Here is a 20672-nt window from a genome sequence, read left to right on the forward strand (position 1 = left end):
TGCCCCCGACCGCCGCGTGGTGATGGCGGGCCGCGCTTCGTCCGCTATCACGGCCTCGGCTCTTCGCGGACCTGCGAGAACCGAGGTACGCCGGCCGTACGGCCCGGACGCACCAGGGACCGCGCAGCCACAGCCGGATCGCACCGCGAAAACGTCGAACGCCCAGGTCGGAGCCGCTCGCTGGGAGCCGGTCGCGTGCACGGCAAGAGGCCGGCCCCGCGTGGGGCGAGGAGTACGGGAGCGCCTGCGGCGGCCCGGCGAGAGCGGAGCCGTGCCGTCCATTCGGTACCCCGCGTCCCGTCGTCCTTCGCCCCGCGGATTCCCGCCCGCGTCGTGATAACTGCGTGATAGGAGCAGGGCCGGTTCGGGGATTCCCGCCGTTCCTAGCGTGGTGACCACGAAGAAGGAGACGCCCCCGCAACCCGGTGGGGACGCCCCGACCGAAGGGAAATCCCATGGCCATCGCCCACGCCCTCCGCGCCGCAGTCGTCACCGTCGCCCTGGCCGGCGCCGCTCTGCTCGGTACTCAGGCGGCCCTGGCCGACGACGCCGCTCCGGCGGGCGGGGTGACCGGTACCTCCTCCCCGCAGGAGGCGACCCCGACCCCGGCCCCGAGCCCCACCAGCGACAACAACCCCTGGGACTGACGCCGCCGAACCGGCCGCTCCGACCCGTACCGGCCGCGCACGGGAGAACCCGGGGCCGCGCCTACCAGCGCACAGCTCCGGGCCCGGCCTCCGCGATCCGTCCCCCGCACCTCTCGCAGCACCTCGCCCCCGGCCCCGTGCCTTCCGCCGAGCCGCTTCAGCCGCCTGCCAGCAACTGCTGCGCCTCCGCGAGTTCCGGCGCCATCCGCCGGTCCCGGAACGCCTGTACCGCACTGTGCAGCAGCTCCTGCGAACGGTCGCGGTCACCCGGACCGTTGTCCGACGTGAGCAGTCGCGCCAGGTCGAGCCGCACCATGGACGCCCCGCCCTGGTCCATGATCTGCTCCCGGATGCTCAGTGCCCGGTCCAGACACTCGCGGGCCGCGGCGACATGGCCCATCCCCGCGTGCGCCAGCCCCAGATCGCGCAGCAGATGTCCCTCACCGATCACGTCCCCGCTGTCCCGGCACAACTCCAGAACCTCGGTGAACGTCGCAACGGCACGGGTCATCTCGCCCTGCCGCTGCTGCAACTGTCCGGCCCTGCGCAGAGTACGGGCCTGGCCACCCGTGTACCTGACCGACCGGTAGATGCCCAGGGCCTCGTCCAGCCTGCTCTGCGCGGCGGCGCTCTGGCCCCGCAGCATCCAGATCTGCGCACTCTGGGTCAGCACGATCGCCCGGCCCACCACGTCACCGGCCAGGTCGAAGTCCCGCAGGGCCCGGTCGTACAGCTCCAGAGCCTGGTGCTCATTGCCGCGGAAACGTTCCAGCAGCGCCAGGTCGCGGTGGCACAGAGCGAGCCCCTGCCGGTCCTCGATCTCGGTGAACAGCCCCAGCGCCGTGGACAGCGCCGCCCGTGCCTCCTCGTGCTGACTGCGGCTCAGGTACAGCGATCCCAGCGAGGCCAGTACGGCGGCACTGCCCCGCTTGTTCCCGGCGGACCGCGCGGCGCCCAGCGCCACCTGGTGCGTACGCTCCCAGTGGTCGAGATAGCCACGCGTCTCGAACAGCGTGACCAGCGTGGTCGTCAGGTCCCAGCACACCTCGTCGAGCTGTTCGGCGGCCGCGTGCTCCACCGCCTGCACCAGGTTGGCGTGCTCGCTGTCCAGCCACTCCAGGGGGTCGGCGAGCAGCTCGTCCACGTGCGCCGCCGGCGGCAGCCAGCGCGGGGCCGTCCCGTGCAGCACGGTGAAGTCCCCGCCGTAGATCCGCCGGTGGGCCACCTCTGCCAGCGCCATCCAGCCGCCCATCATCCGCCGCAGGGCCGCCGACTGGGTCGCCGGATCGTCGTGCGCGGCCAGCTGCTCCCGTGCGAACACCCGGATGATCTCGTGGAAGCGGTACCGGAACCCGCCGGTCGACTCCATGCCGACCACGTCCAGCATCTGTACGTCGACGAGCGGTTCCAGCAGATCCGACGGAAAGGGGCGCCGGTCGTCGAGCAGTGCCCCGGCCAGCCAGCCGGGCAGACTCGGACCCCGGGCCAGGCTGAGCAGCCGCAACAGCCGCTGGTCGCCGGGGCACAGCCCGTCGTGGGTCAGGGACAGGCTCGCCCGCATCGTCATCTCGCCGTGGGTGAGCTCGTCCAGCCGGTGCCGCTCGTTGGCGAGACGGTGCACCATCGAGGCCAGGGTCCAGTGCGGCCGGGCCGCCAGCCGGGCCGCGATGATCCGCAGGGCGAGGGGCAGCCCGCCGACGGTCCGGATCAGCGCCTGTGCCGAGACCCGCTCGCCCGCCACCCGCTCCTCGCCGATTACGCGGACCAGGAGCTCCATGGCCTCCTCCGTGCCGAGTACGTCGAGCTCCACCCGGTGCGCTCCGGGCAGCCCGGTCATCCGCACCCGGCTGGTGACGAGCACCGCGCAGCTTCCGGCTCCCGGCAGCAGCGGGCGTACCTGGCTCTCGGACGCCGCGTCGTCCAGTACCACCAGCACCCGCCGGGACCCGAGCAGCGTCCGGTACATCTCCGCCCGCTCGTCCAGGGAGTCCGGGATGACGGGGCCGGGGATGCCGAGGGCGCGCAGGAACCGGCCGAGGACCTCGCCCGCCGTCGCCGGAGCCCCGCTGGTGCCGCGCAGGTCGCAGTAGAGCTGTCCGTCGGTGAAGTGCCTCTCACCGGCCCGGTGCGCAATGTGTGTGGCCAGGGTGGACTTGCCGGTGCCCGGTTTGCCGACGATGACGACGAGTCCCACGGCGCGGCGCTCGCCGGTGCCCAGCAAGGTCTTCTCGATGACCGATATCCGCGTCTCGTGACCGACGAAGTCGGCCGTGTCGGCGGGTAATTGCCGGGGTACTTCGGCGGGTAACGCGGGCGCGTGGGCACCGGCCGGCCCTCCGCCGGCGGCCCGACCGCCCGGCTCCGGTAGGCCGGCCGGCCGGCCCGGTCGCGGATCGTCGGCCCCGGCACCCTCCGCGGTATCTCTGACCGGTGCCGTGACCGGACCGCCCCGGCCCGCCTGCGCACCCGCCCTCGTGCCGGACTCCCCACCCGCACCCGCGGGCCCTCCGCCAGAACCCGCGCCGAACTCCCCACCGGTGGCCGCGAGCTCCCCACCGGTGGCCGCCCCGTGGGACTCACCCGACCCGGACCCGAAGGCCGCGCCGGGCCCCTCCGGAGCCGAAGACGCGGAACCCGCGAGGACGCGCCCAGCGGCATCCGCCCCACCGGCCGCCCCCGGAGCCCGGTGGCGCGGCTCGCTTCCGGCGGCGCCCGCCGCCACCCCGGCCCCAGAGGTCGCGGCCGGGGGCGGCCGGTCGCCCGCGCCCGGTTCACCGAGCCGGGGCGGCGGAACGTTCCCGGCGAGGATCGCCGACTCCAGCTGCCGCAGCTCCCCGCCGGGCTCCAGACCCAGCTCCTCCACCAGCAGATGCCGGCCGACCCGGTAGACGTCCAGCGCCTCGACCTGCCGTCCCGAGCGGTACAGCGCCAGCATCAGGCGGCCGCGCAGCCGTTCCCGCAGCGGATGCTCGTGCACCAGCAACTGGATCTCCCCGACCAGCTGGTGGTGCCGGCCCAGCTCCAGTTCCAGGTCGATCCGGGTCTCGGCGGCCGTCAGCCGCTCCTCGTCCAGCTGGCGCGCCTTGCTGCGCAGGGTCTCACTGGAGAGGCCGCTCAGGCAGTCCCCCTGCCACAGCCCGTCCGCCGCCCGCAGCAGTTCGACCGCCTCCGCCGCCCCGCCGGGCTGCTTGCGGAGCAGCCGCGCGTCGGCGATCCGCCGGCTGAACAGCGCCGCGTCCACCGAGCCGTCCTCCGTCCTGAGGACGTAACCGGGCGGCCGGGTGGTGATGGCCGCGGAAACGGTCTCCTTGCCGAACAGCTTCCGCAGCCGGGACACGCAGATCTGCACCTGGGTCCTGGCGGTGTCCGGCGGCTCGTCCTCCCAGATCAGATCCACCAAGTAGTCGGTGCTCACGACCCGGTTCGCCTCCAGCAGGAGCGCGGCCAGAATCACCTCCTGGCGCCCGGGCGGAATGCGCACCTGCCCGTGCGGGCCGTGCACATGGAGCGGACCGAGGATGCGGAAAACCACGGTGTCAGGGGCATGAGGGCCCCCGCCGGGCGATACGTTCACTGTTTCTCCCAGCAAGGAACACGCCCCAAACCAACCGAATTCGCAGCAAAAATGACCTGCAAGACGCGTGTGCGGACTGTAGTTTTCCCGATCATCTCCACACTTGTAAACGGTGTGGAGATTCCGTGGTGGTGATAGGCCCGAGATAGTGCGGGGTTGCGACGCCGGAGCACGGTGGTTTCTGCCGCCGCCGGGCCGGAGGCGGACGTACGAAAGGACTCGCCATGAACAGTCGTCAAGCAAGGCGGCTGCCGCCCAGCAGTCTCGTCACCGACTCCGGAGTCGACCACGTGCGGCTTGCCTACCACTACCTCGACGCCGGAGACCTGGAAGGCTTCTCGTCGCTGCTCCACGAGGACGCGCGCCTGGAGAACCCGGCGCCGGGCTGTCGCCACCACATCGACCGGATCGTGGCCTCCGGCGACTGCGTGGTCGCGATCGGCCGGCTGACCCCTCAACAAGTCGAGTTCGTCGACGTGTTCACCCTCTCCGACGAAGGCATGCTCCGCAGTCGTCGCCGGTACGACGCCCACCCGAGGCTCTCCGCGCACCGCGACCGGTCCGCCCCGTAGGACGGCATCCTTTCGGCGAAGTGTTGCGGCGGGCTTCCGTCGCACTCGCTCACTAAAATCCGACATCTATCCCCAAAAAGGGGCACGGCGGGCTGGTGTAGGCGAGGGAGAAGCATGCCGCTCTATCTGTCGAGGTTCAGCTACACACCGGAGACCTGGGCGAGGATGATCCAGAACCCGGAAGACCGGGCGAGGGCCGCCCAGGCGTACATCGAGTCGGTCGGGGGAAAGCTCCACGGATTCTGGTACGCGTTCGGCGAGCACGACGGCTACAACCTGTGGGAAGCCCCCGACAACGTCTCCATGGCCGGCGTCGCGCTGGCGATCGGTGCGGGCGGTGCGCTCAGCTCACTGGAGACGACGGTCCTGCTCAGCGTCGACGAGACGCTGGAGGCTCTGCGCAAAGCCGGACAGGTCCAGTACCGAGCCCCCGGCACCTCCTGAGCCGACCCGACCCGACCCGACCCGAGCTGATCGGAGATCCCGAGCCGGGCCGAACGCGTGACAGCGCTCCGATGAATCGATGCGTACGGCCATGAAGGCCATGAAGGCCATGAAGTACGTCACACCCCGCGCGGCGCCCGTGCTCCCCGGTCGACGGCCCGGCACCCCAACCGCCCTTGCGCGCCTGTCGGTCCGAGGGCCGGCCGCCGGTCGGGCGGTGCGGCCCCGGCGGGATCTGACAGGGGTGACCCTTTTCCGTCACCGTTGCCGACTGGTACAGATGTGGAGTTCCGCCAGTGCAACGGAAGTATGCATATGAACCAGGACAAGAGTAGCGAACACATATCCTTCGCGATCGACCTGACCGTCGAAGAAGCCCGTCGCCGGGCCGAGGTCGTGGCCGCGCTCGGGCCCGACTGGGACCCCGTGGCCGTCCTCGAAGGCGAGGAGCAGGCGTCGGCACTCCTCTACTCCGGCCTGGACGCCGAGCAGCAGCGCACCTACGACATGCTGGTGTCGGCCGGTGTCCTGCCAGGGGAGGGGCCGGGCCGTGCGGCTTCCCATTGACCCGCAGGCGGACATCGCCCGTCGCGCCTGGGTAGCCTGCCCCACCTGCGACGACGCCCGCCACTGCGCACCGTGCGCCGAGCGGCGGAACTGCCGTGAGCACTGGCGCTACCTGATATCCAACAAGGGACCCGTGGTCCACCTCCAGTGCCCGCGATGCACGCACATGTGGTCCGTGAACACCCGGCCCGGCGTCGCCCTCCGCGACGACGTGACCCCCGACCACTGACCAGGTCGCGGCCGGCGTTGTGCGGCTGATGAAGCGGCCGCCTCAAGCCGGGGCGGACGCTACCCGGCCTTCCGAGTGGTGCGGCCTTCCGAGTGGTGGCGTGCCGCCCGTCGCCTGACCGCCCCTCCGGCCGGCGAGCCCGGATGCGGCCCGGCCCGCCTTCTCACGACCCGGCGCCCGGCGCGCCTCGCCCCGGTGGGCCTCCCGCACCGGTGCCCCCGGCGGCCCCGCCCTCCGCGTCGACGTGAGGCAGCACCCGGTCCAGCCACCTCGGCGTCCACCACGCCGACCTGCCGAGCAGCGTCATGGCGGCCGGCACGAGCAGCAGGCGTACGACGGTGGCGTCGATGAGCACACTCGCCGCCAGACCCAGACCCAGCATCTTGACCACGATGTTGTCGCTCAGGATGAAGGCAGCGAAGACGCTGACCATGATGAGCGCCGCGCACGTGATCACGCGCGCCGTGATCTCCAGGGCGTGCGCGACACTCACCCTCGGATCCCCAGTGCGCAGCCACGCCTCGTGGACGCGGGACAGCAGGAAGATCTCGTAGTCCATGCTGAGCCCGAAAACGATCGCGAACATCATCATCGGTACGTAGCTCTCAATGGGCACGTCGCCCGAGACACCCAGCGCCGGCCCGCCCCAGCCCCACTGGAACACCGCCACCACCACACCGTACGAAGCGGCGATCGAGAGCACATTGAGCACGGCGGCCTTGACCGCGACGAGCACACCCCGGAAGACGGTCAGGATCACCAGGAACGCGAGGCCGACGACCACCGCGATGATCAGCGGCAGCCTGCTGGAGACGATGTCCAGGAAGTCCACCTGTGCGGCCGTCGTACCCGTCACATAGGTACGGGCGTCGGTGCCGGACACCGCCTGCGGAAGGACGTCGTCCACGAGGCGGTTGACGAGCCCGGTCGTCTTCTCGTCCTGGGGATCGGCGACGGAGTAGGCCGTCGCGATCAGCACGTCACCGTCCGACGTCGCTTTCAGCGGCGTGATCACCGCCGCGTCGGGGACGTGGTCCAGCGCGCTCTGCGCCTTGGACGTCAGGGACGACCGGTCGGACGCGGGGACGTCCGTCTGGTCGATGACCAGGGTCAGCGGCCCGTTCGACCCCGGGCCGAACGCCGACGACATCAGGTCGAAGGCCCGCCGGTCGGTGAACGACTTCGGGTCCGCCCCGTCGCCGATGTGCCCGAGCTGGATGAACAGCACGGGCACCGCCAGTACGGCGAGGACGACGATCCCGGAGACCAGGAACCACCACGGGCGGCGCTCCACCCGCTGGGCGTAGCGGTGCCACGTGCCGTGCGCCGCCTCGCCGGGACCGGCCTCCGTCTCGGCGATGGGCCGCCGTACTTTGAGCCGGTCGATCCGCCGGCCGGCCAGGCCCAGCATCGCCGGCACCAGGGTCAGCGCCCCGAGGACCGCGGTGATCACCGTGACGGCCGCTGCGAGCCCGAGCTTGCCGATGAAGCTGATCCCCGACACCCACAGCCCGGACAGGGCGATGATCACCGTGCAGCCGGAGACCAGCACGGCCCGCCCACTGGTGGCCGTCGCCCACCCGGCCGCCGCCGGGGGATCCCGCCCGTCCATGAGGTTCTGACGGTGCCGGGTGATCAGGAAGAGGGCGTAGTCGATCCCGACGCCCAGCCCGATCATCGTGGCGAGCGTCGGCGAGACGGTGGCGAAGGTGAACGCCGCCGCCAGCAACCCCAGCAGCGCGAGCCCGCAGACCACCGCGATCAGCGCCGTCACCAGCGGCAGCACCGCCGCCACGACACTGCCGAAGCCGAGCAGGAGGACCAGGACGGCCACACCGAACCCGATCGCCTCACTCGTACGGTCGTCCGGCTCCGGGCGGGCCAGTTCGCCCAGCGGACCGCCGTACTCCACGTCGATGCCCGCCGCGCGCAGCGGCTCGACCGCCGTGTCCACACCGTCCAGGTAGGACGAGCCCAGCGTGGACGGCTGTACGGCGAACCGCACGGTGATGTACGCCGTCTTCGCGTCGGACGACAGCGGGCCGACGTTGGCGGCGCCCTGCGCGGGCGGCGGCGTACCGGGCGCGGGCAGCGGGTTCTGCGCACTGAGCACATGCGGCAGCTTCCCCAGACTGGTCACCGCCGTGCCGATCGGCCCTCCCTCGTCGGTGAGCTGCTTCGAGGAGTCGTGCAGGACGATCTGGGCGCTGTAGCCGCCCGCCGTCGGCTCATGCGCCTTGAGTACGTCGAGGCCGTCCTGGGACTGGGACCCGGGCAGGGTGAAGTCGTCCGAGTAATCGCCCCCGTGCGCGCGCTCCAGCACCTGGAGCCCCACCAGAGCCGCCAGCCACAGGACGATGACGGCCACCCAATGGCGGGCGCACCACGTACCGATGCGGCGGAGCGCGCCCTTCGGCCGCCGGGAGCCGAAGCGGTCCGAAGACAGCGCGTCGGGGGACTTCGGTGACGCCATGCGCCCTCCCGCTACCACCGGGCCCGGCCGCTTGGATCCCTGGGCACGACGACGCGCGCCGCCCACGTACGGGCGGCGCACCTGATGACCGCCATTCAAAGCAGCCGCGCACCGATCGGCACGCCGCGCGCCGCCCGACGGGTGAACCCGCCCGGACCGTCCCGCATGCACGGCCGCGTACCCGGCCGTAGCGTGAGCTGACGGGCGAGCTCGCGAAGGGACGCCATGCGCCGTTACCCACCGATCGCCGACCACGGCCTCATCGGCGACCTGCACACCGCCGCCCTGATCTCCTGCGACGGAGTGCTCGACTGGTTCTGCGCACCCCGCTTCGACTCACCCAGCCTCTTCGCCTCACTGCTCGACCACGACCGCGGCGGGTACTTCGCCATCACACCGGCGGCAGAGGGCGCGACGACACGTCAGCTCTACCTCGCGGACACCGCCATCCTGGTCACGCGCTTCATGACGGAGGAAGGCGTCGGCGAGGTCGTCGACTTCATGCCGCTGGGCGACGCGGCATGCCCCGAGGACCGGCACAGCGTCATCAGGGTCATGCGCGTCACCCGTGGCGAAGTCCGCTTCCGGCTGGACTGCCGCCCGCGGTTCGACTACGCACGCGCCACGCACCGCCTCGACGTGGAACAGGGCGCGGCCCGCTTCACCGCCCCGGACAGCGCCGTCCACCTGCACGTCGCAGCGCCCGGGGGCCGCGTCGAACTGCGCGCCGAGGGAGGCGACGTACGGGCCGACCTGGCGCTGCGTCAGGGACAACGGGCGGCGGCCGTACTCACCGTGTGCGACGACCCCGGCGCGCAGCCGCCGCCACAGCCGACCGAGTCCGAAGTCCGGCACGCGTTCCGCTCCACCTACGACCACTGGCACCGCTGGGTTCGCCGCAGCCGGTACCGGGGACGCTGGCAGCAGGTCGTGAACCGCTCGGCGATCACCCTCAAGCTGATGACGTACGCCCCCACCGGCGCGCCCGTGGCCGCGGTCACCGCCGGGCTGCCGGAACACCTCGGCAGCGAGCGGAACTGGGACTACCGCTACACCTGGATCCGGGACGCGTCCCTGTCCGTGAAGGCACTGCTGGACCTCGGGTACGAGGAGGAGGCGGACGCCTTCCGGCGCTGGCTCGGAGCCCGGGTCGCGGCCGGCGCGACGGTAACGGGCGAGCCGTTGCAGATCATGTACCGGGTGGACGGCGACCCGCACCTGACCGAGGAGGTCCTCGGCCACCTGGAGGGCTACCGGGGGTCCGCTCCGGTACGGGCCGGCAACGACGCGGCCGGCCAGCTCCAGCTCGACATCTACGGCGAGGTCGCCTACGCCCTGAGCCACGCCCGCGACCCGGCGCAGCTCGCCGGCTACGACGGCTGGCGCAACCTCCGCGCCCTGCTCGACTGGCTGGCCCGTACCTGGGACCGCCCCGACGAAGGCATCTGGGAGACCCGCGGCGGCCGCCGCCACTTCACCTTCAGCCGCCTGATGTGCTGGGCGGCCTTCGACCGCGGCATCCGCCTCGCCCGGGAACTCGCCCGCCCCGCCGACGTCGCCGGCTGGACCGCCGCCCGGGACGCCGTCTTCGAGCAGGTCATGGAACGCGGCTGGAGCACCCGCCGCCAGGCGTTCGTACAGCACTACGACAGCGAGGTCCTGGACGCGTCCCTGCTGCTGATGCCGGTGGTCGGATTCCTCTCGCCGAAGGACCGGCGCTGGCTGTCGACGCTGGACGCCATGGAGGCCGAACTCGTCTCCGACAGCCTCGTCCACCGCTACGATCCGGTCGCCTCGCCCGACGGGCTGCGCGGCGACGAGGGCACATTCTCCCTGTGCAGCTTCCTGTACGCCGGCGCTCTCGCCCGGGCGGGCAGACTCGGCATGGCGCAGTACGCGTTCGACAAGATGCTCACCTACGCCAACCACGTCGGCCTGTTCGCCGAGGAGATCGGACCGGCCGGTGAGCAACTGGGCAACTTCCCGCAGGCATTCACCCATGTCGCGCTCATCATGGCGGCACTCGCCCTCGACGAGGAACTGGACCGCGCGGGCGACTGAGCCGCGCGTCAGCGGTGGCGCGGACCGTGCGCCCACACGCCGCCCCGCGAGCGGCGCGCCCGGCCGGTCAGGCGAAGACCACGCACGCGGCCGCCGGAACCTCCAGGGCCCCGGCGCGGGCCAGTCGCCCGGTCTCCGGGTCCGCGTCGAACCAGGTGACGTCCCCGGACCACTCGTTTACGACGTACAGCCGCCGGCCGGAGGGACCGGCCACCAGGTCGCGCGGCCACACACCGCCGCAGTCCACGCTGCTCGTGAGCCGCGGCTTCTCGGCTCCGTCGGCGAGGGAGAACGTCAGTACCCTGTTACTGCCGCGCACGGCGGCCCGCACGAAGAGCCCGTCGGACGAGACGAGGACCACGGACGGGTACACCCGCTCTCCCTCCGGGGCGCCTTCGGGATCGATCGCAACCTCCGCCAGGGGCTCCAGATGCCCGGACGCCCCATCCCATCGGCAGACGGTCATCTGGGGCTCCAGCTCGTGGAGTACGTACACGACCTCGCCGTCGGGGTGAAAGGCGAGGTGACGTGGCCCCGACCCGGCCCGGAGCACCGCCTCGGTGTGCACCTGGAGCTCTCCGGTGGCACGGTCGGGCGAGCACACCCGCACCGAATCGGTGCCCAGGTCCACGCTGAGCACCCATCGCCCACCGGGATCGGCCAGCACGTGGTGGGCATGCGGGCCCTGCTGCCGGTCGGCGTCGGGGCCCGAGCCCTGGTGCGCCAGCACGACGGGCGGACCGTGAACGCTCCCGTCGGGTCCCGTCGCGAAACTGCTGACGCTGCCGGAGCCGTAGTTGGCGGTCAGCAGCCGGCGACCGGCGAGGCCGAGATGGGTGGGGCCGGAGCCGCCCGCGTCCACCGCCGGACCGAGCGCGGTGAGGCTCCCGTCCGGCCCGGTACGGAAGGCCACGACCGCGCCCGGCTCGGCGTCACTCACCGCGTACAGCGTTCCGGTGTCGGCGCAGAGAGCGAGACACGAGGGGTTGACCACGGTGTCGACGCCGGTACGCGGGGTCAGCGCCCCGGTCGCCGGGTCAACGGCCGCGACCGTGATGCCGCGACCGCCCCCCGAGGTGAACGAGCCGATGTAAGCCCACCGCACAGGATGCCCTCTCTGCCGTTCCACGACCGGCTGGGCACTGTAATCACGGCGCGGGGCGTCAACGGCTGTACACGCCGACCTCATGGAGCCGACAGCCCCGGACGGTCCCGCGTCGGAGCCACCTGACGCGGACCGCCCGCACCCGCGCCGCCGGGTCCGGCCGCCACCTCCGTGAGAGCACCCATTCAGGCGGCGCGCGCTCGTGTCGGCGTACCACCCGAGGCTCCCACCGCTTACGTTCGAGCCTGGCGGCGCACGACACCCTGGCCGAAGGCTCGCAGACGTCACCCCGAAGCACCCTCTCCGACGCCGCTCAACGGCATCGAACCCCGCGCCGACGGCCGGCGACGGCTCGGTGGGCGAACCGGTCACCCCGGGTGGCCGCGCGGGGCAACCAGGTGGAGCAGATTTCACGAACCTCTGGTCAACGGGGTTCTCTGGCGCTTAACGTGCCTCAACTCACCACCCCCCGCAGTCCGATTTCCGAATGACGTGGAAGGACTTCCATGCCCTCACGCCGTATAGCCGCAGCCACCGCAACCCTGGCGGCCGCAGCACTGGTTTCCCCGCTCCTGTTCGCCGGGCCGGCCACCGCCGGCAGTGCGATGGGATCCGGCCCCCACCGGGGTGATGCGCTGGCTCGCAAGCTGGTCAAGGAGTCCACGGCCAAGGACGCCTACAGGCACCTTCAGGTGTTGCAGAAGATCGCCGACCACAGCGACGGCAACCGGGTGGCCGGGTCGCAGGGCCACGAGCGGTCCGCCAAGTACGTCGAAGCCGTCATGAGGCTGGCCGGCTTCAAGGTGTCCAGACACGAGTTCGACTTCGTGTATACCGAGACGGTCAAGGAGAGCCTCAAGGTCGTCTCGCCTACGCCGCGCGACGTGCCCGTCAAACTCATGACATACACCGCGAATTCACCCGCGGGCGGCGTCACCGCGGAGCTCGCCGCCACCCCCGTCGACGCCGACGGTACGCACGGCTGCGAGGCCGGCGACTTCGCCTCCGGCACCTTCACCGGGAAGATCGCCCTGATCAAGCGCGGCGGCTGTGCCTTCGCGATCAAGCAGGCCAACGCCGCCGACGCCGGCGCGGTCGGCGCGGTCATCTACAACAACACCGCGGGAGCCCTCAACGGCACCATCGGCGCACCGGACCTCGGCAAGGTCCCGACCGGCGGCGTCACCCAGGCGGACGGTGAGGCGCTCGCCGCGGAAGCGGCCAAGGGGCCGGTCAAGGTCACCCTGGACATCCGGGAGCTGCGCGAGAACCGCACCACGTACAACGTGGTCGCGGAGACCCGCGGGGGAGACGCGGACAACACCGTCTTCCTCGGCGCCCACCTCGACTCGGTCACCGAGGGCCCCGGCATCAACGACAACGGTTCCGGCTCGGCCGGAATCCTCCAGGTCGCCCTGGAGCTCGCCAAGACCCAGGCCAAGCCCACGAACAAGGTGAAGTTCGCCTGGTGGTCGGCCGAGGAGTTCGGCCTCCTCGGGTCCGAGGCGTACGTCGCCTCGCTGACGGAGGAACAGAAGAAGCAGATCAAGCTCTACCTGAACTTCGACATGATCGCCTCCCCGAACGCCGGCTACTTCGTGTACGACGGAGACGACTCCGACGGCGTCGGAGCAGGCCCCGGCCCGGAGGGCTCCGCCCAGATCGAGAAGGGCATCAACGACTTCCTCGACGCCCGGCAGATCCCGCACGAGGGCACCGACTTCACGGGCCGCTCCGACTACGGACCCTTCATCGAGGTCGGCATTCCCTCCGGCGGCACCTTCACCGGCGCCGAGGGCATCAAGACCGCTGAGCAGGCGGTCAAGTTCGGCGGTACGGCGGGTGTGGCGTACGACCCGAACTACCACGCCGCCGGCGACACCATCGAGAACATCGACATGAAGGCGTTCGACGTCAACATCGACATCATCGCGGACGCCGTGGGCCACTACGCCCACGACCTCGGCCCGCTGTCCGCCCCGGTCGAGTCGGTCCCGACCGACGGCGACGCCGGCAGCGGCGGCGGCCTGCACGACGGACACGGGCACGACGTGACCGAGTAGCGGTCGCGGACCACACCACCGCACAGCGCACGACACCCCGGCCGCGGGCGGGTTCCCGCCCGCGGCCAGGAGACAGCTCCTGCGTCCGGCAGCTGTGTGACGACGCACGGATCAGCACCGGCCCACCGGGGACGACCGGTCCCCGGGAGGGAACGGGAACGCGGCGCGGGCAAGTTGCGGCAACGGCGTCAGCGGCGTCAGGGGGCGCCGGGATGGATCATCTTCCGGCCCGCCGTGCTGCCTCCGTCCACCGCGACCGAGGATCCCGTCATATAGGGGAAGTCGTCGGACGCGAGCCCGAGCACCGCACGGGCGATCTCCCCGGCTTCCGCCATCCGCTCCAGCCCGTCGATGTTCAGCCGCCCGAAGGCCGGCTTGTACGTCGCCCAGTCGCCGTCCGCAATGCCCGGCGGGCGTACGAAAGGCGTGTCGGTGGTGCCGGGCAGCAGGGCGTTGACCCGGATGCCCTTCGTTCCGTACGCGAGTGCCGCGGCCTTCACCACGCCCTGCACCGCCCGCTTGCTCGCGGTGTACGCGGCGCCGTTCGGCCGTGCCTGCTCGGCGGCCGACGAGGAAGTGCAGATGATGACGCCGCCCCCTGCCCTGAGCATGTGGGGAACCTCGTACTTGATCGCGAGGAACACGCCGCGGGCGTTGGTCGCCTGGACGTTGTCCCATTCCTCGACGCTCATCTCGTGGGGCAGCTTGCCGCTGCCGACGCCGGCGTTGTTGAAGGCCACGTCGATGCCGCCGTATGTGCTCGCGACCCGGTCCACGAAGCGCTGGACCTGGTCGGCCACCCGCACGTCTGCCTGGATGTACGTGGCTTCGCCGCCCGCGTCCCGGATCTCGCGTTCCACCGCACGGCCCGACTCGGCCCGCCTGCCGCAGAAGCCGACATGGGCGCCCTCGGCGGCGAAGGCGATCGCCGTCGCCCTGCCGATGCCCGAGGTGGCGCCTGTGATGAGGACCGACTTTCCCCGGAAGCGCCCGCCCCTGCCACGGGTGCCCGTCCGCACCCCGGCGGCGTGGGCAGGTGTACCGAAGGCGGCTCCGGTCATCCCGGCAGCGGCGGCGCCGCCCAGGAAGGACCGCCGGCCCAGGCCGGAGGGCGTGGTGTTCGTACTCGTACTGCGGGCGTTGGTGTGCTGAGTCATGAGAGGACCCTCGCAGCCCGGGCCGCGCGTCCGGCTCCGCTCCGGGGCCGGACCCGGCGGCCAGTGGGAGGACCGTACCTCCTGCCGTGGCAGGACCCGGGTGAGGCAGGAGCCCGCCTATCGTGAAGGGCGTGAAGCGACCATGGACCGCAGCCGCGTTCGACAGCACGTCAGCCTCCACCCGTGTACTGGTACTCGCCGGAGTCCTGATGGGCGGTCTCCTCGTGGTGTACCGGCCGTCCGGGGCTCTCGACGCAGCTGTGGCCGCTGCCGCACTCGTGTCGTGCCTCGCGGGGGCCAGATGGCCGTTCGCCGCGCTCCTGTCGCAGTCCTGCCTGTTGGTCGCCGCGCATCAGCTGGGAGCGGGCATCGTTCCCGCGGTGAAGGTGCTGGCCGCCGTCACCCTTTTCGAGCTGGCGGTACGGCGATCAGGACGCCGCGTCGCCGCCGGCGCGGCCGTACTGGCGCTGGCCGTCGCGGCGAACCGGCTCGCAGACCTGCCCGGCGCCCTGCCCGAAGTGCTGTACAAGATGGGCATCGTCGCCGGGCTTCCGCTGCTGCTGGGCGCGTACATACGCTTCAGCCGCGACGCGGTACGGCACGTCCGCGAGCGCGCGGAACAGGACGAACTACGCGCCGGACAGCGGCTGCTGGCGGCGCGCGCCGCCGAACGCACGGCGATAGCACGCGAACTGCACGACCTGGTGGCCCACCACGTGTCCTCCATGGTGCTGCGCGTCGGGGTCGCCCGGCACGTGCTCGGCGACACCGGCACAGACCGCGCGGCCGACCCCCGGATCACCGACGTCCTGGACGACCTCCACTCCAGCGGCAGCGCGGCACTGGAGGACCTGCGGCGCCTGGTCGCCGTACTGCGCGACCCGGACAGCGCGAGGCCCGCCACCGCGTCCCTGGTCGCGGCCGAGGAGTTGCCGGCCGTGTTGGACGAGGTGGTGAGCAGAAGCCGCCGCAACGGGCTCGCTGTCACCGCTTCCCTGGACCCGGCCGTCGCAGGACTCGACGCGGTCCGTGGACTGGCCGTGCTGCGTCTGGTCCAGGAGGGCCTGGCGAACGTCGTCAAGCACGCCGGTCCCGGCGCCCACGCGCGGTTGACCGTACGGATGGCCGGTGGCGGCGCCATACATGTGGGGCTCCACGACGACGGCGCGAGAACACACAGACCGCCGGAACCGGGCCCCCGCGGTCACGGGCTGATCGGCATGCGGGAGCGTGTGAGCCTGCTCGGCGGCTCATTGGAGGCTGGGCCCGCGAGCACGGGCTGGCGGCTTATCGCCGAACTGCCCGCGTCAACAGCCTCCTTGGAGCCGCAGACGTGATCAAAGTCCTCGTTGTCGACGACCAACAGCTCGTCCGCATGGGCCTGCGCATGCTCTTCGATCACGCCCCGGACGTCGAGATCGTCGGTGAGGCGGGCAACGGCGCGGAGGCCGTACGCCTGGCCGGGCGTTCCGCCCCCGACGTCGTCCTCATGGATCTCAGGATGCCCGGCACGGACGGCATCACAGCCACGCGGCTCATCCTGGCCGCTCGTCCCGCCACCCGCGTCGTCGCTCTGACCACCTTCGACGACGATGAACACCTGTACGGAGCACTCGCGGCCGGAGCGTGCGGGTTGCTCGTCAAGGACACCCCGCCGGCCGAAGTCCTCGACGCCGTACGCCGAGCGGTGGCAGGAGAGTCCCCCTTCAGCCGCGGTGCCCTCGACCGCCTCGTCACCCAGGCGGTCGAGGCCCGTTCAGCCTCCGACGGCCCGGCCGAGGCCCCACTGCCGAACATCACGCCGCGTGAGCGCCAGGTCCTCGGCCTGCTGGGCGTCGGCCTGTCCAACAAGGAGATCGCCGACCGACTGCACATGGGGGTCACCACGGTGAAGACACACGTCGCGAGCCTGATGACGAAGACGGGCCGGGACAACCGCATCAGACTCGCGGTCCTCGCCGTTCTGGCGGGTGTCACCGCGGACTGATCTCCGTCCCCGGACTCGGCTTCGACGAAGCTGACTGTTCAGCGTGCCGCGGGGCCGGGGGCGGGCCGGATGGCGTCGGCGTACAGGCTGAAGAGGCGGAGACGGGGGTGCTCGTCCGAGCCGGTGGACGCCTGGTGTTCGAGGAGCCGGGCCCAGCAGCGGGCGGCAAGGTCGCGAGCGTGCGCGCCGGCCCAGGGCCGGGGGAGCAGCTGCGGCGGAAGGAGGGGGTCCGGTTCCATGGCGCGGGTGAACTGGGCGGCCAGTTCGACGGCGATGGTCAGTTGGTCGGCCCCGGTCGTCGTGGTCGCGCCGTCGAGTTGGCCGAGGCGCGCCCGGGCGAGGGCGGCCAGTGTGTCGTAACGGCCCGCGATCTCGTCCAGCGGCCAGAGCCCGGCGGCCAGGTCGGTGGCATCACGACGGTCGCCGATGCGCAGGTCGTCGCTGGTGAACGTCGTGAGGGCATCGAGGATGCCGAGGTGTCGCGCCTGGGCCTCGACGTGTTCCCCGATCGGGTTCGCGCTGACGTACAGGCCGCCCTGGACGGCCGCGGCGCCGAGCCCGACGAGCGTGTCGCGCAGAGCGTCCCGCGCCGCTCTGGCCGACTCCGGGACGGCGAACGCGAAGAGATGCCAGACGCCGTCCCACGGCGCCTGCCCATGATCTTGTGCGTAGGCGTAGCGGACGTACTCCACCTCCGGGACCAGGGACCCGGTGACGTCGGCGGTGGCATGCAGCAGGGCTTTGCGGCCGCGGCCTTCGTGCGTGAAGCGCCCTTCGGTGACGAGCCGTTTGATGCACAGGCGTACTTGCTGGTCGCTCATGCCGAGGGCGCCCGCCACGGTGTAGAGCTCGCCGGCGTCGACGGTGCCGTCTTCGCGGACCAGGGCGTGTACGAGCAGGCGGGTGGGGATCTCGGGAACGTTCTCGGGCATGGACCGAGCATAGGCGCGAGGTGCGGAAGCCCGACTGCCGCTCACGGCCGGTCACCCGCCCGGGGGGTGACGGGACGGTGCATGGTGGTAACGGCACTGAAGCCCATCAGGCGGCGCAGATAGGGCGTCTGCTCGGTGTGGACCGCGGTGAAGCCGTGACGTTCGTAGAGGGCGCGGGCGCGGGGATTGACGTCGATGACATCCAGCCGGACCTGCCGGCAGCGGTTCTCGGCGGCGACGCGGAAGACCTCTCCGAGCAGCAGGGTGCCGATGCCGAGTCCGCGGGAGTCCGCGGCGACCGCGATGCCGTCCATGACGAGCTGCCCCGCGGCCGGAGTGCGTTCGAGCAGCGCCAGCAGTGCAAGCCGTGGCGCCCCCCTGAGCAGCCCGTACGTATCCAGGACATCGGCCACGCCGCCGCCGGTCAGCCCCCGGCCGTCGAGCTGGTAACCCGCCACCGCCACCACTCGATCACCCGCGAGCGCCACCACGGCCCGGTCGCGGTGCAGATGCTTCGCGATGAACCGCTGCCCGGTGGCCGGCGGGTTCAGCGCCGCGCCCAGCTTCCGGCCGAACGCCTCCCAGTACAGCCCGGCCACCACGTCCTCGGCTCCCTCGGGCACGCCGCGCCGAACGGTGATCGGTCCTGCCTCGGTACGGGGCACGTCGCTGTTCTCCGCTTGGGTCATGTCCGGCTCTCCTCGGTCCTGGTCCGCTTCGGCCACCATACTCTCTTATTCATTACGTTCGTAATGGCGGTGAGCGTTTTTATGGAGATAGGTTGGTTGTGAGGTGTGCGGACGAGGAACTGGCGGGGGTCGTCCCGGAGTCGACTATTCTCCGCCGCATGATCAACTCGAATGCGTGCCTCGACGACACCGAGGTCGCCATAGCAGCGGCTCGTGCCGGCGCCGACGTCGTGCGCGCCCTGTACGGCTGGCGGCTCACCCGCACCGACAAGGGCGCCGGGGACTTCGCGACGGAGGCCGATGTGGACGCCGAGGCGGCGATCCTCGGCGTCATTCGAGCCGCCCGGCCGAACGACGCGGTGCTCGGCGAGGAGGGCGGGCGCCAGGGTGCTCCCGACGCCGAGCGACAGTGGCTGGTGGATCCCCTGTGCGGCACGTTGAACTACGCCGTCGGCAACATGCTGGTCGCCGTCAACGTGGCGCTCGTCAACGGGGCGGCGGCCGTGGCCGATCCGTTCAGCGGCGAAATCTTCTTCACCGACGGTGAGACGGCCCGGGTGCGGCACGACGGGTGCGATGCGCGGCTGACACCCACGCCCGCCACCCGGCTGGTGGACGTCAATCTCGACCCGCCGTTCCCGAGCGCACCCGGATTCCGGGCCGTGAACCTGCTGGCCGAACCACGGTTCGCCGAGCGGTTCCGGCCGCGTGTCGTCTCCACGACGCTCGCGCTGGCCTGGGTCGCGGCCGGCAAGCGCGCCGCGTACGTCACGGATGGCGGCGACCTGACCGGGAGCGTGCACTTCGCCGCAGGCATCGCTTTGTGCCGCGCCGCGGGCTGCGTCGTCACCGGGATCGACGGCTCACCGACAGGCCAGGGAGCCCGCGGACTTGTCGTGGCCGCCGACGCCGAAACCCACCAGTTGCTGATGTCGCTGATCCACAGCCCCGGCTGGAACGGCAGCGGCGAGTCGCCGCGATCCGACCGCAACGGGCGCGGCGCTCCGTGAGGAGGCCGCTCCCGTACGACGGCCGGGCAGCCACCGGCCGGTGCCGGTGCCGTAGAAGCTCAGCCGGGATCACGGGAGAAGCTCAGCCGGGGTCACGGGCGTGTTTCTCGCGGCCGACGGCCGTCAGCTTGCACTGACCGTCCTCGCAGGATCGCCGCAGACGGCCCTTCGAGAGGGTCTGCACCAGTCCGATCGTCCAGCACAGCGGGCACCCGCGCAGCGCCACCGCGCCCACCGGCAACATCAGCAAGCTGACCGGTCCGACCACCGGCATCAGCGCGAACGAGCCGATGAGCCCGCCGAACCCCACGACGCCACGGGCCAGGTGCCGGGGCAGGGACGTACTCGCGAAGTCGGCCGCCTCAGTTGTCCTGGTTCTCATGGGCATTCCCTCCGGGAGCCGAGCCGGGTGTGACACGCAGCGTGTGCCGAACGGCCGCGCGGGCCCGGTGCAGACGCGACTTCATCGCGGCCGTACTGAGCCCCAGGGCATCGGCCACCATCTGTCCGCTGTAGCCCTGGATGTCTCGCATGATCAGTACGCGTCGTTGGTCGGCGGGCAGAGCGGCGACGGCCGCCCCCACCCGGCCCGCTTCCATCCGGTGCAGAACCTCGTCCTCGGCCGAAGGTGCGGCGACGTCCCGCGGCGGTGCTTGGCCTTCCCGCAGCGGTGCCTGGTCCCGCAGCATCGTCCGCGCGCGCCGCAGGCACTCGTTGCGGACGATACGGAACATCCACGACGCCAGAGCACCGGACGCCCGCAGCATTCCGATCCTGCGGTACAGGATGATCAACGCCTCCTGGGCGGCGTCCTCCGCGTCCTCGGGAGTGACGCAGAGGGAGCGGGCGAACCGCTGGACGTTCGGGTGTGAGCCCGCCACCAAAGCGGCGATCGAATCGACGTCACCGTGCTGCGCGGCGACCACCAGCTGTTCACCGGGCCAGGTCGACTCAGCCACGTGCCCGACCTCGCTTGCGCAGCGCGACGAAACCGCACGTGCAGAGAAGCACCACTCCGACGACGCCAGCGATTCCAATGATCACGACAACCTCCGGTTCCTGTGCCGGCGTTCTGCGGGCACAGGTATAAGAGGCGCTGGGCCCCCAAAAGGATTCAGCAGCAGTACCAGTAGCAGCAGCGGTAGCGCAGCCGCGGGCGGGT

General features: G+C 71.5%; 18 protein-coding genes. 10 read left to right on the forward strand and 8 right to left on the reverse strand.

The window, feature by feature from the left end:
* Positions 1 to 455: 455 nt before the first annotated feature.
* Positions 456 to 647, forward strand: coding sequence for a hypothetical protein (locus AS594_RS32825; protein WP_069775042.1), 192 nt, complete (start codon positions 456 to 458; stop codon positions 645 to 647).
* A gap of 157 nt (positions 648 to 804) precedes the next feature.
* Here the strand turns inward: AS594_RS32825 and AS594_RS32830 are convergent, their stop codons facing one another.
* The gene (locus AS594_RS32830) at positions 805 to 4179 is read right to left on the reverse strand and encodes an AfsR/SARP family transcriptional regulator (protein ID WP_069935687.1); all 3375 of its coding nucleotides are present in this window, start codon (positions 4177 to 4179) and stop codon (positions 805 to 807) included.
* A gap of 266 nt (positions 4180 to 4445) precedes the next feature.
* On the opposite strand from AS594_RS32830, the gene AS594_RS32835 reads away from it, so the two are divergent.
* From AS594_RS32835 to AS594_RS32850, 4 genes are all read left to right on the forward strand, one after another.
* Positions 4446 to 4793 (forward strand): nuclear transport factor 2 family protein, encoded by a 348-nt coding sequence (locus AS594_RS32835; protein WP_069775040.1) that lies wholly within the window; start codon positions 4446 to 4448, stop codon positions 4791 to 4793.
* 114 nt (positions 4794 to 4907) lie between these two features.
* On the forward strand, positions 4908 to 5237 hold the full coding sequence (locus AS594_RS32840) for a GYD domain-containing protein (RefSeq protein ID WP_069775039.1): 330 nt from the start codon (positions 4908 to 4910) through the stop codon (positions 5235 to 5237).
* A gap of 315 nt (positions 5238 to 5552) precedes the next feature.
* Positions 5553 to 5804, forward strand: coding sequence for a DUF6400 family protein (locus AS594_RS32845; RefSeq protein WP_069775038.1), 252 nt, complete (start codon positions 5553 to 5555; stop codon positions 5802 to 5804).
* Positions 5788 to 6033, forward strand: a complete 246-nt coding sequence (locus AS594_RS32850; RefSeq protein WP_069930118.1) for a hypothetical protein — start codon at positions 5788 to 5790, stop codon at positions 6031 to 6033. Before AS594_RS32845 ends, AS594_RS32850 begins: the two co-directional genes overlap by 17 nt.
* 163 nt (positions 6034 to 6196) lie before the next feature.
* Here the strand turns inward: AS594_RS32850 and AS594_RS32855 are convergent, their stop codons facing one another.
* Complete coding sequence (locus tag AS594_RS32855; RefSeq protein WP_069775033.1) at positions 6197 to 8506, reverse strand: MMPL family transporter; 2310 nt, start codon at positions 8504 to 8506, stop codon at positions 6197 to 6199.
* A gap of 225 nt (positions 8507 to 8731) precedes the next feature.
* Between AS594_RS32855 and AS594_RS32860 the strand changes: the two genes are divergently transcribed.
* Positions 8732 to 10567, forward strand: coding sequence for a glycoside hydrolase family 15 protein (locus tag AS594_RS32860; RefSeq protein ID WP_069775032.1), 1836 nt, complete (start codon positions 8732 to 8734; stop codon positions 10565 to 10567).
* A gap of 67 nt (positions 10568 to 10634) precedes the next feature.
* Here AS594_RS32860 and AS594_RS32865 read toward each other — a convergent pair whose 3' ends face one another.
* Complete coding sequence (locus AS594_RS32865) at positions 10635 to 11672, reverse strand: lactonase family protein (protein ID WP_069775030.1); 1038 nt, start codon at positions 11670 to 11672, stop codon at positions 10635 to 10637.
* Between the two features lie 506 nt (positions 11673 to 12178).
* Between AS594_RS32865 and AS594_RS32870 the strand changes: the two genes are divergently transcribed.
* Complete coding sequence (locus AS594_RS32870; protein ID WP_069775029.1) at positions 12179 to 13735, forward strand: M28 family metallopeptidase; 1557 nt, start codon at positions 12179 to 12181, stop codon at positions 13733 to 13735.
* A gap of 197 nt (positions 13736 to 13932) precedes the next feature.
* On the opposite strand, the gene AS594_RS32875 is transcribed toward AS594_RS32870, so the two are convergent.
* Positions 13933 to 14892, reverse strand: coding sequence for an SDR family NAD(P)-dependent oxidoreductase (locus AS594_RS32875; RefSeq protein ID WP_069775028.1), 960 nt, complete (start codon positions 14890 to 14892; stop codon positions 13933 to 13935).
* 131 nt (positions 14893 to 15023) lie between these two features.
* Between AS594_RS32875 and AS594_RS32880 the strand changes: the two genes are divergently transcribed.
* Together AS594_RS32880 and AS594_RS32885 are read left to right on the forward strand one after the other, a co-directional pair.
* A complete protein-coding gene (locus AS594_RS32880) occupies positions 15024 to 16229 on the forward strand; it encodes a sensor histidine kinase (RefSeq protein ID WP_069936028.1) in 1206 nt (401 codons plus the stop codon).
* Positions 16226 to 16879 (forward strand): response regulator transcription factor, encoded by a 654-nt coding sequence (locus tag AS594_RS32885; protein WP_069775027.1) that lies wholly within the window; start codon positions 16226 to 16228, stop codon positions 16877 to 16879. The genes AS594_RS32880 and AS594_RS32885 overlap by 4 nt, the downstream gene beginning before the upstream one ends.
* 38 nt (positions 16880 to 16917) lie before the next feature.
* On the opposite strand, the gene AS594_RS32890 is transcribed toward AS594_RS32885, so the two are convergent.
* Entirely contained in the window at positions 16918 to 17811 is an 894-nt protein-coding gene (locus AS594_RS32890; RefSeq protein WP_069935688.1) for a DNA-binding transcriptional regulator, read from the reverse strand.
* A 41-nt stretch (positions 17812 to 17852) separates the two neighbouring features.
* The gene (locus AS594_RS32895) at positions 17853 to 18500 is read right to left on the reverse strand and encodes a GNAT family N-acetyltransferase (RefSeq protein WP_069930944.1); all 648 of its coding nucleotides are present in this window, start codon (positions 18498 to 18500) and stop codon (positions 17853 to 17855) included.
* A 158-nt stretch (positions 18501 to 18658) separates the two neighbouring features.
* On the opposite strand from AS594_RS32895, the gene AS594_RS32900 reads away from it, so the two are divergent.
* Entirely contained in the window at positions 18659 to 19510 is an 852-nt protein-coding gene (locus AS594_RS32900) for an inositol monophosphatase family protein (RefSeq protein ID WP_079144280.1), read from the forward strand.
* An 82-nt stretch (positions 19511 to 19592) separates the two neighbouring features.
* Here AS594_RS32900 and AS594_RS32905 read toward each other — a convergent pair whose 3' ends face one another.
* Together AS594_RS32905 and AS594_RS32910 are read right to left on the reverse strand one after the other, a co-directional pair.
* Positions 19593 to 19892, reverse strand: a complete 300-nt coding sequence (locus AS594_RS32905; RefSeq protein WP_069775025.1) for a hypothetical protein — start codon at positions 19890 to 19892, stop codon at positions 19593 to 19595.
* Positions 19873 to 20469, reverse strand: coding sequence for an RNA polymerase sigma factor (locus tag AS594_RS32910; RefSeq protein WP_069775024.1), 597 nt, complete (start codon positions 20467 to 20469; stop codon positions 19873 to 19875). Before AS594_RS32910 ends, AS594_RS32905 begins: the two co-directional genes overlap by 20 nt.
* Positions 20470 to 20672: the final 203 nt, after the last annotated feature.

This window comes from Streptomyces agglomeratus, from assembly GCF_001746415.1.
Classification (GTDB): Bacteria; Actinomycetota; Actinomycetes; order Streptomycetales; family Streptomycetaceae; genus Streptomyces; species Streptomyces agglomeratus.

Bases quoted from the DNA above. Each gene is read 5' to 3' on its own strand.
- AS594_RS32825 (WP_069775042.1), top strand. From the start codon at position 456: ATGGCCATCGCCCACGCCCTCCGCGCCGCAGTCGTCACCGTCGCCCTG.
- AS594_RS32835 (WP_069775040.1), top strand. From the start codon at position 4,446: ATGAACAGTCGTCAAGCAAGGCGGCTGCCGCCCAGCAGTCTCGTCACC.
- AS594_RS32840 (WP_069775039.1), top strand. From the start codon at position 4,908: ATGCCGCTCTATCTGTCGAGGTTCAGCTACACACCGGAGACCTGGGCG.
- AS594_RS32845 (WP_069775038.1), top strand. From the start codon at position 5,553: ATGAACCAGGACAAGAGTAGCGAACACATATCCTTCGCGATCGACCTG.
- AS594_RS32855 (WP_069775033.1), bottom strand. From the start codon at position 8,506: ATGGCGTCACCGAAGTCCCCCGACGCGCTGTCTTCGGACCGCTTCGGC.
- AS594_RS32860 (WP_069775032.1), top strand. From the start codon at position 8,732: ATGCGCCGTTACCCACCGATCGCCGACCACGGCCTCATCGGCGACCTG.
- AS594_RS32870 (WP_069775029.1), top strand. From the start codon at position 12,179: ATGCCCTCACGCCGTATAGCCGCAGCCACCGCAACCCTGGCGGCCGCA.
- AS594_RS32875 (WP_069775028.1), bottom strand. From the start codon at position 14,892: ATGACTCAGCACACCAACGCCCGCAGTACGAGTACGAACACCACGCCC.
- AS594_RS32890 (WP_069935688.1), bottom strand. From the start codon at position 17,811: ATGCCCGAGAACGTTCCCGAGATCCCCACCCGCCTGCTCGTACACGCC.
- AS594_RS32895 (WP_069930944.1), bottom strand. From the start codon at position 18,500: ATGACCCAAGCGGAGAACAGCGACGTGCCCCGTACCGAGGCAGGACCG.
- AS594_RS32900 (WP_079144280.1), top strand. From the start codon at position 18,659: ATGATCAACTCGAATGCGTGCCTCGACGACACCGAGGTCGCCATAGCA.
- AS594_RS32905 (WP_069775025.1), bottom strand. From the start codon at position 19,892: ATGAGAACCAGGACAACTGAGGCGGCCGACTTCGCGAGTACGTCCCTG.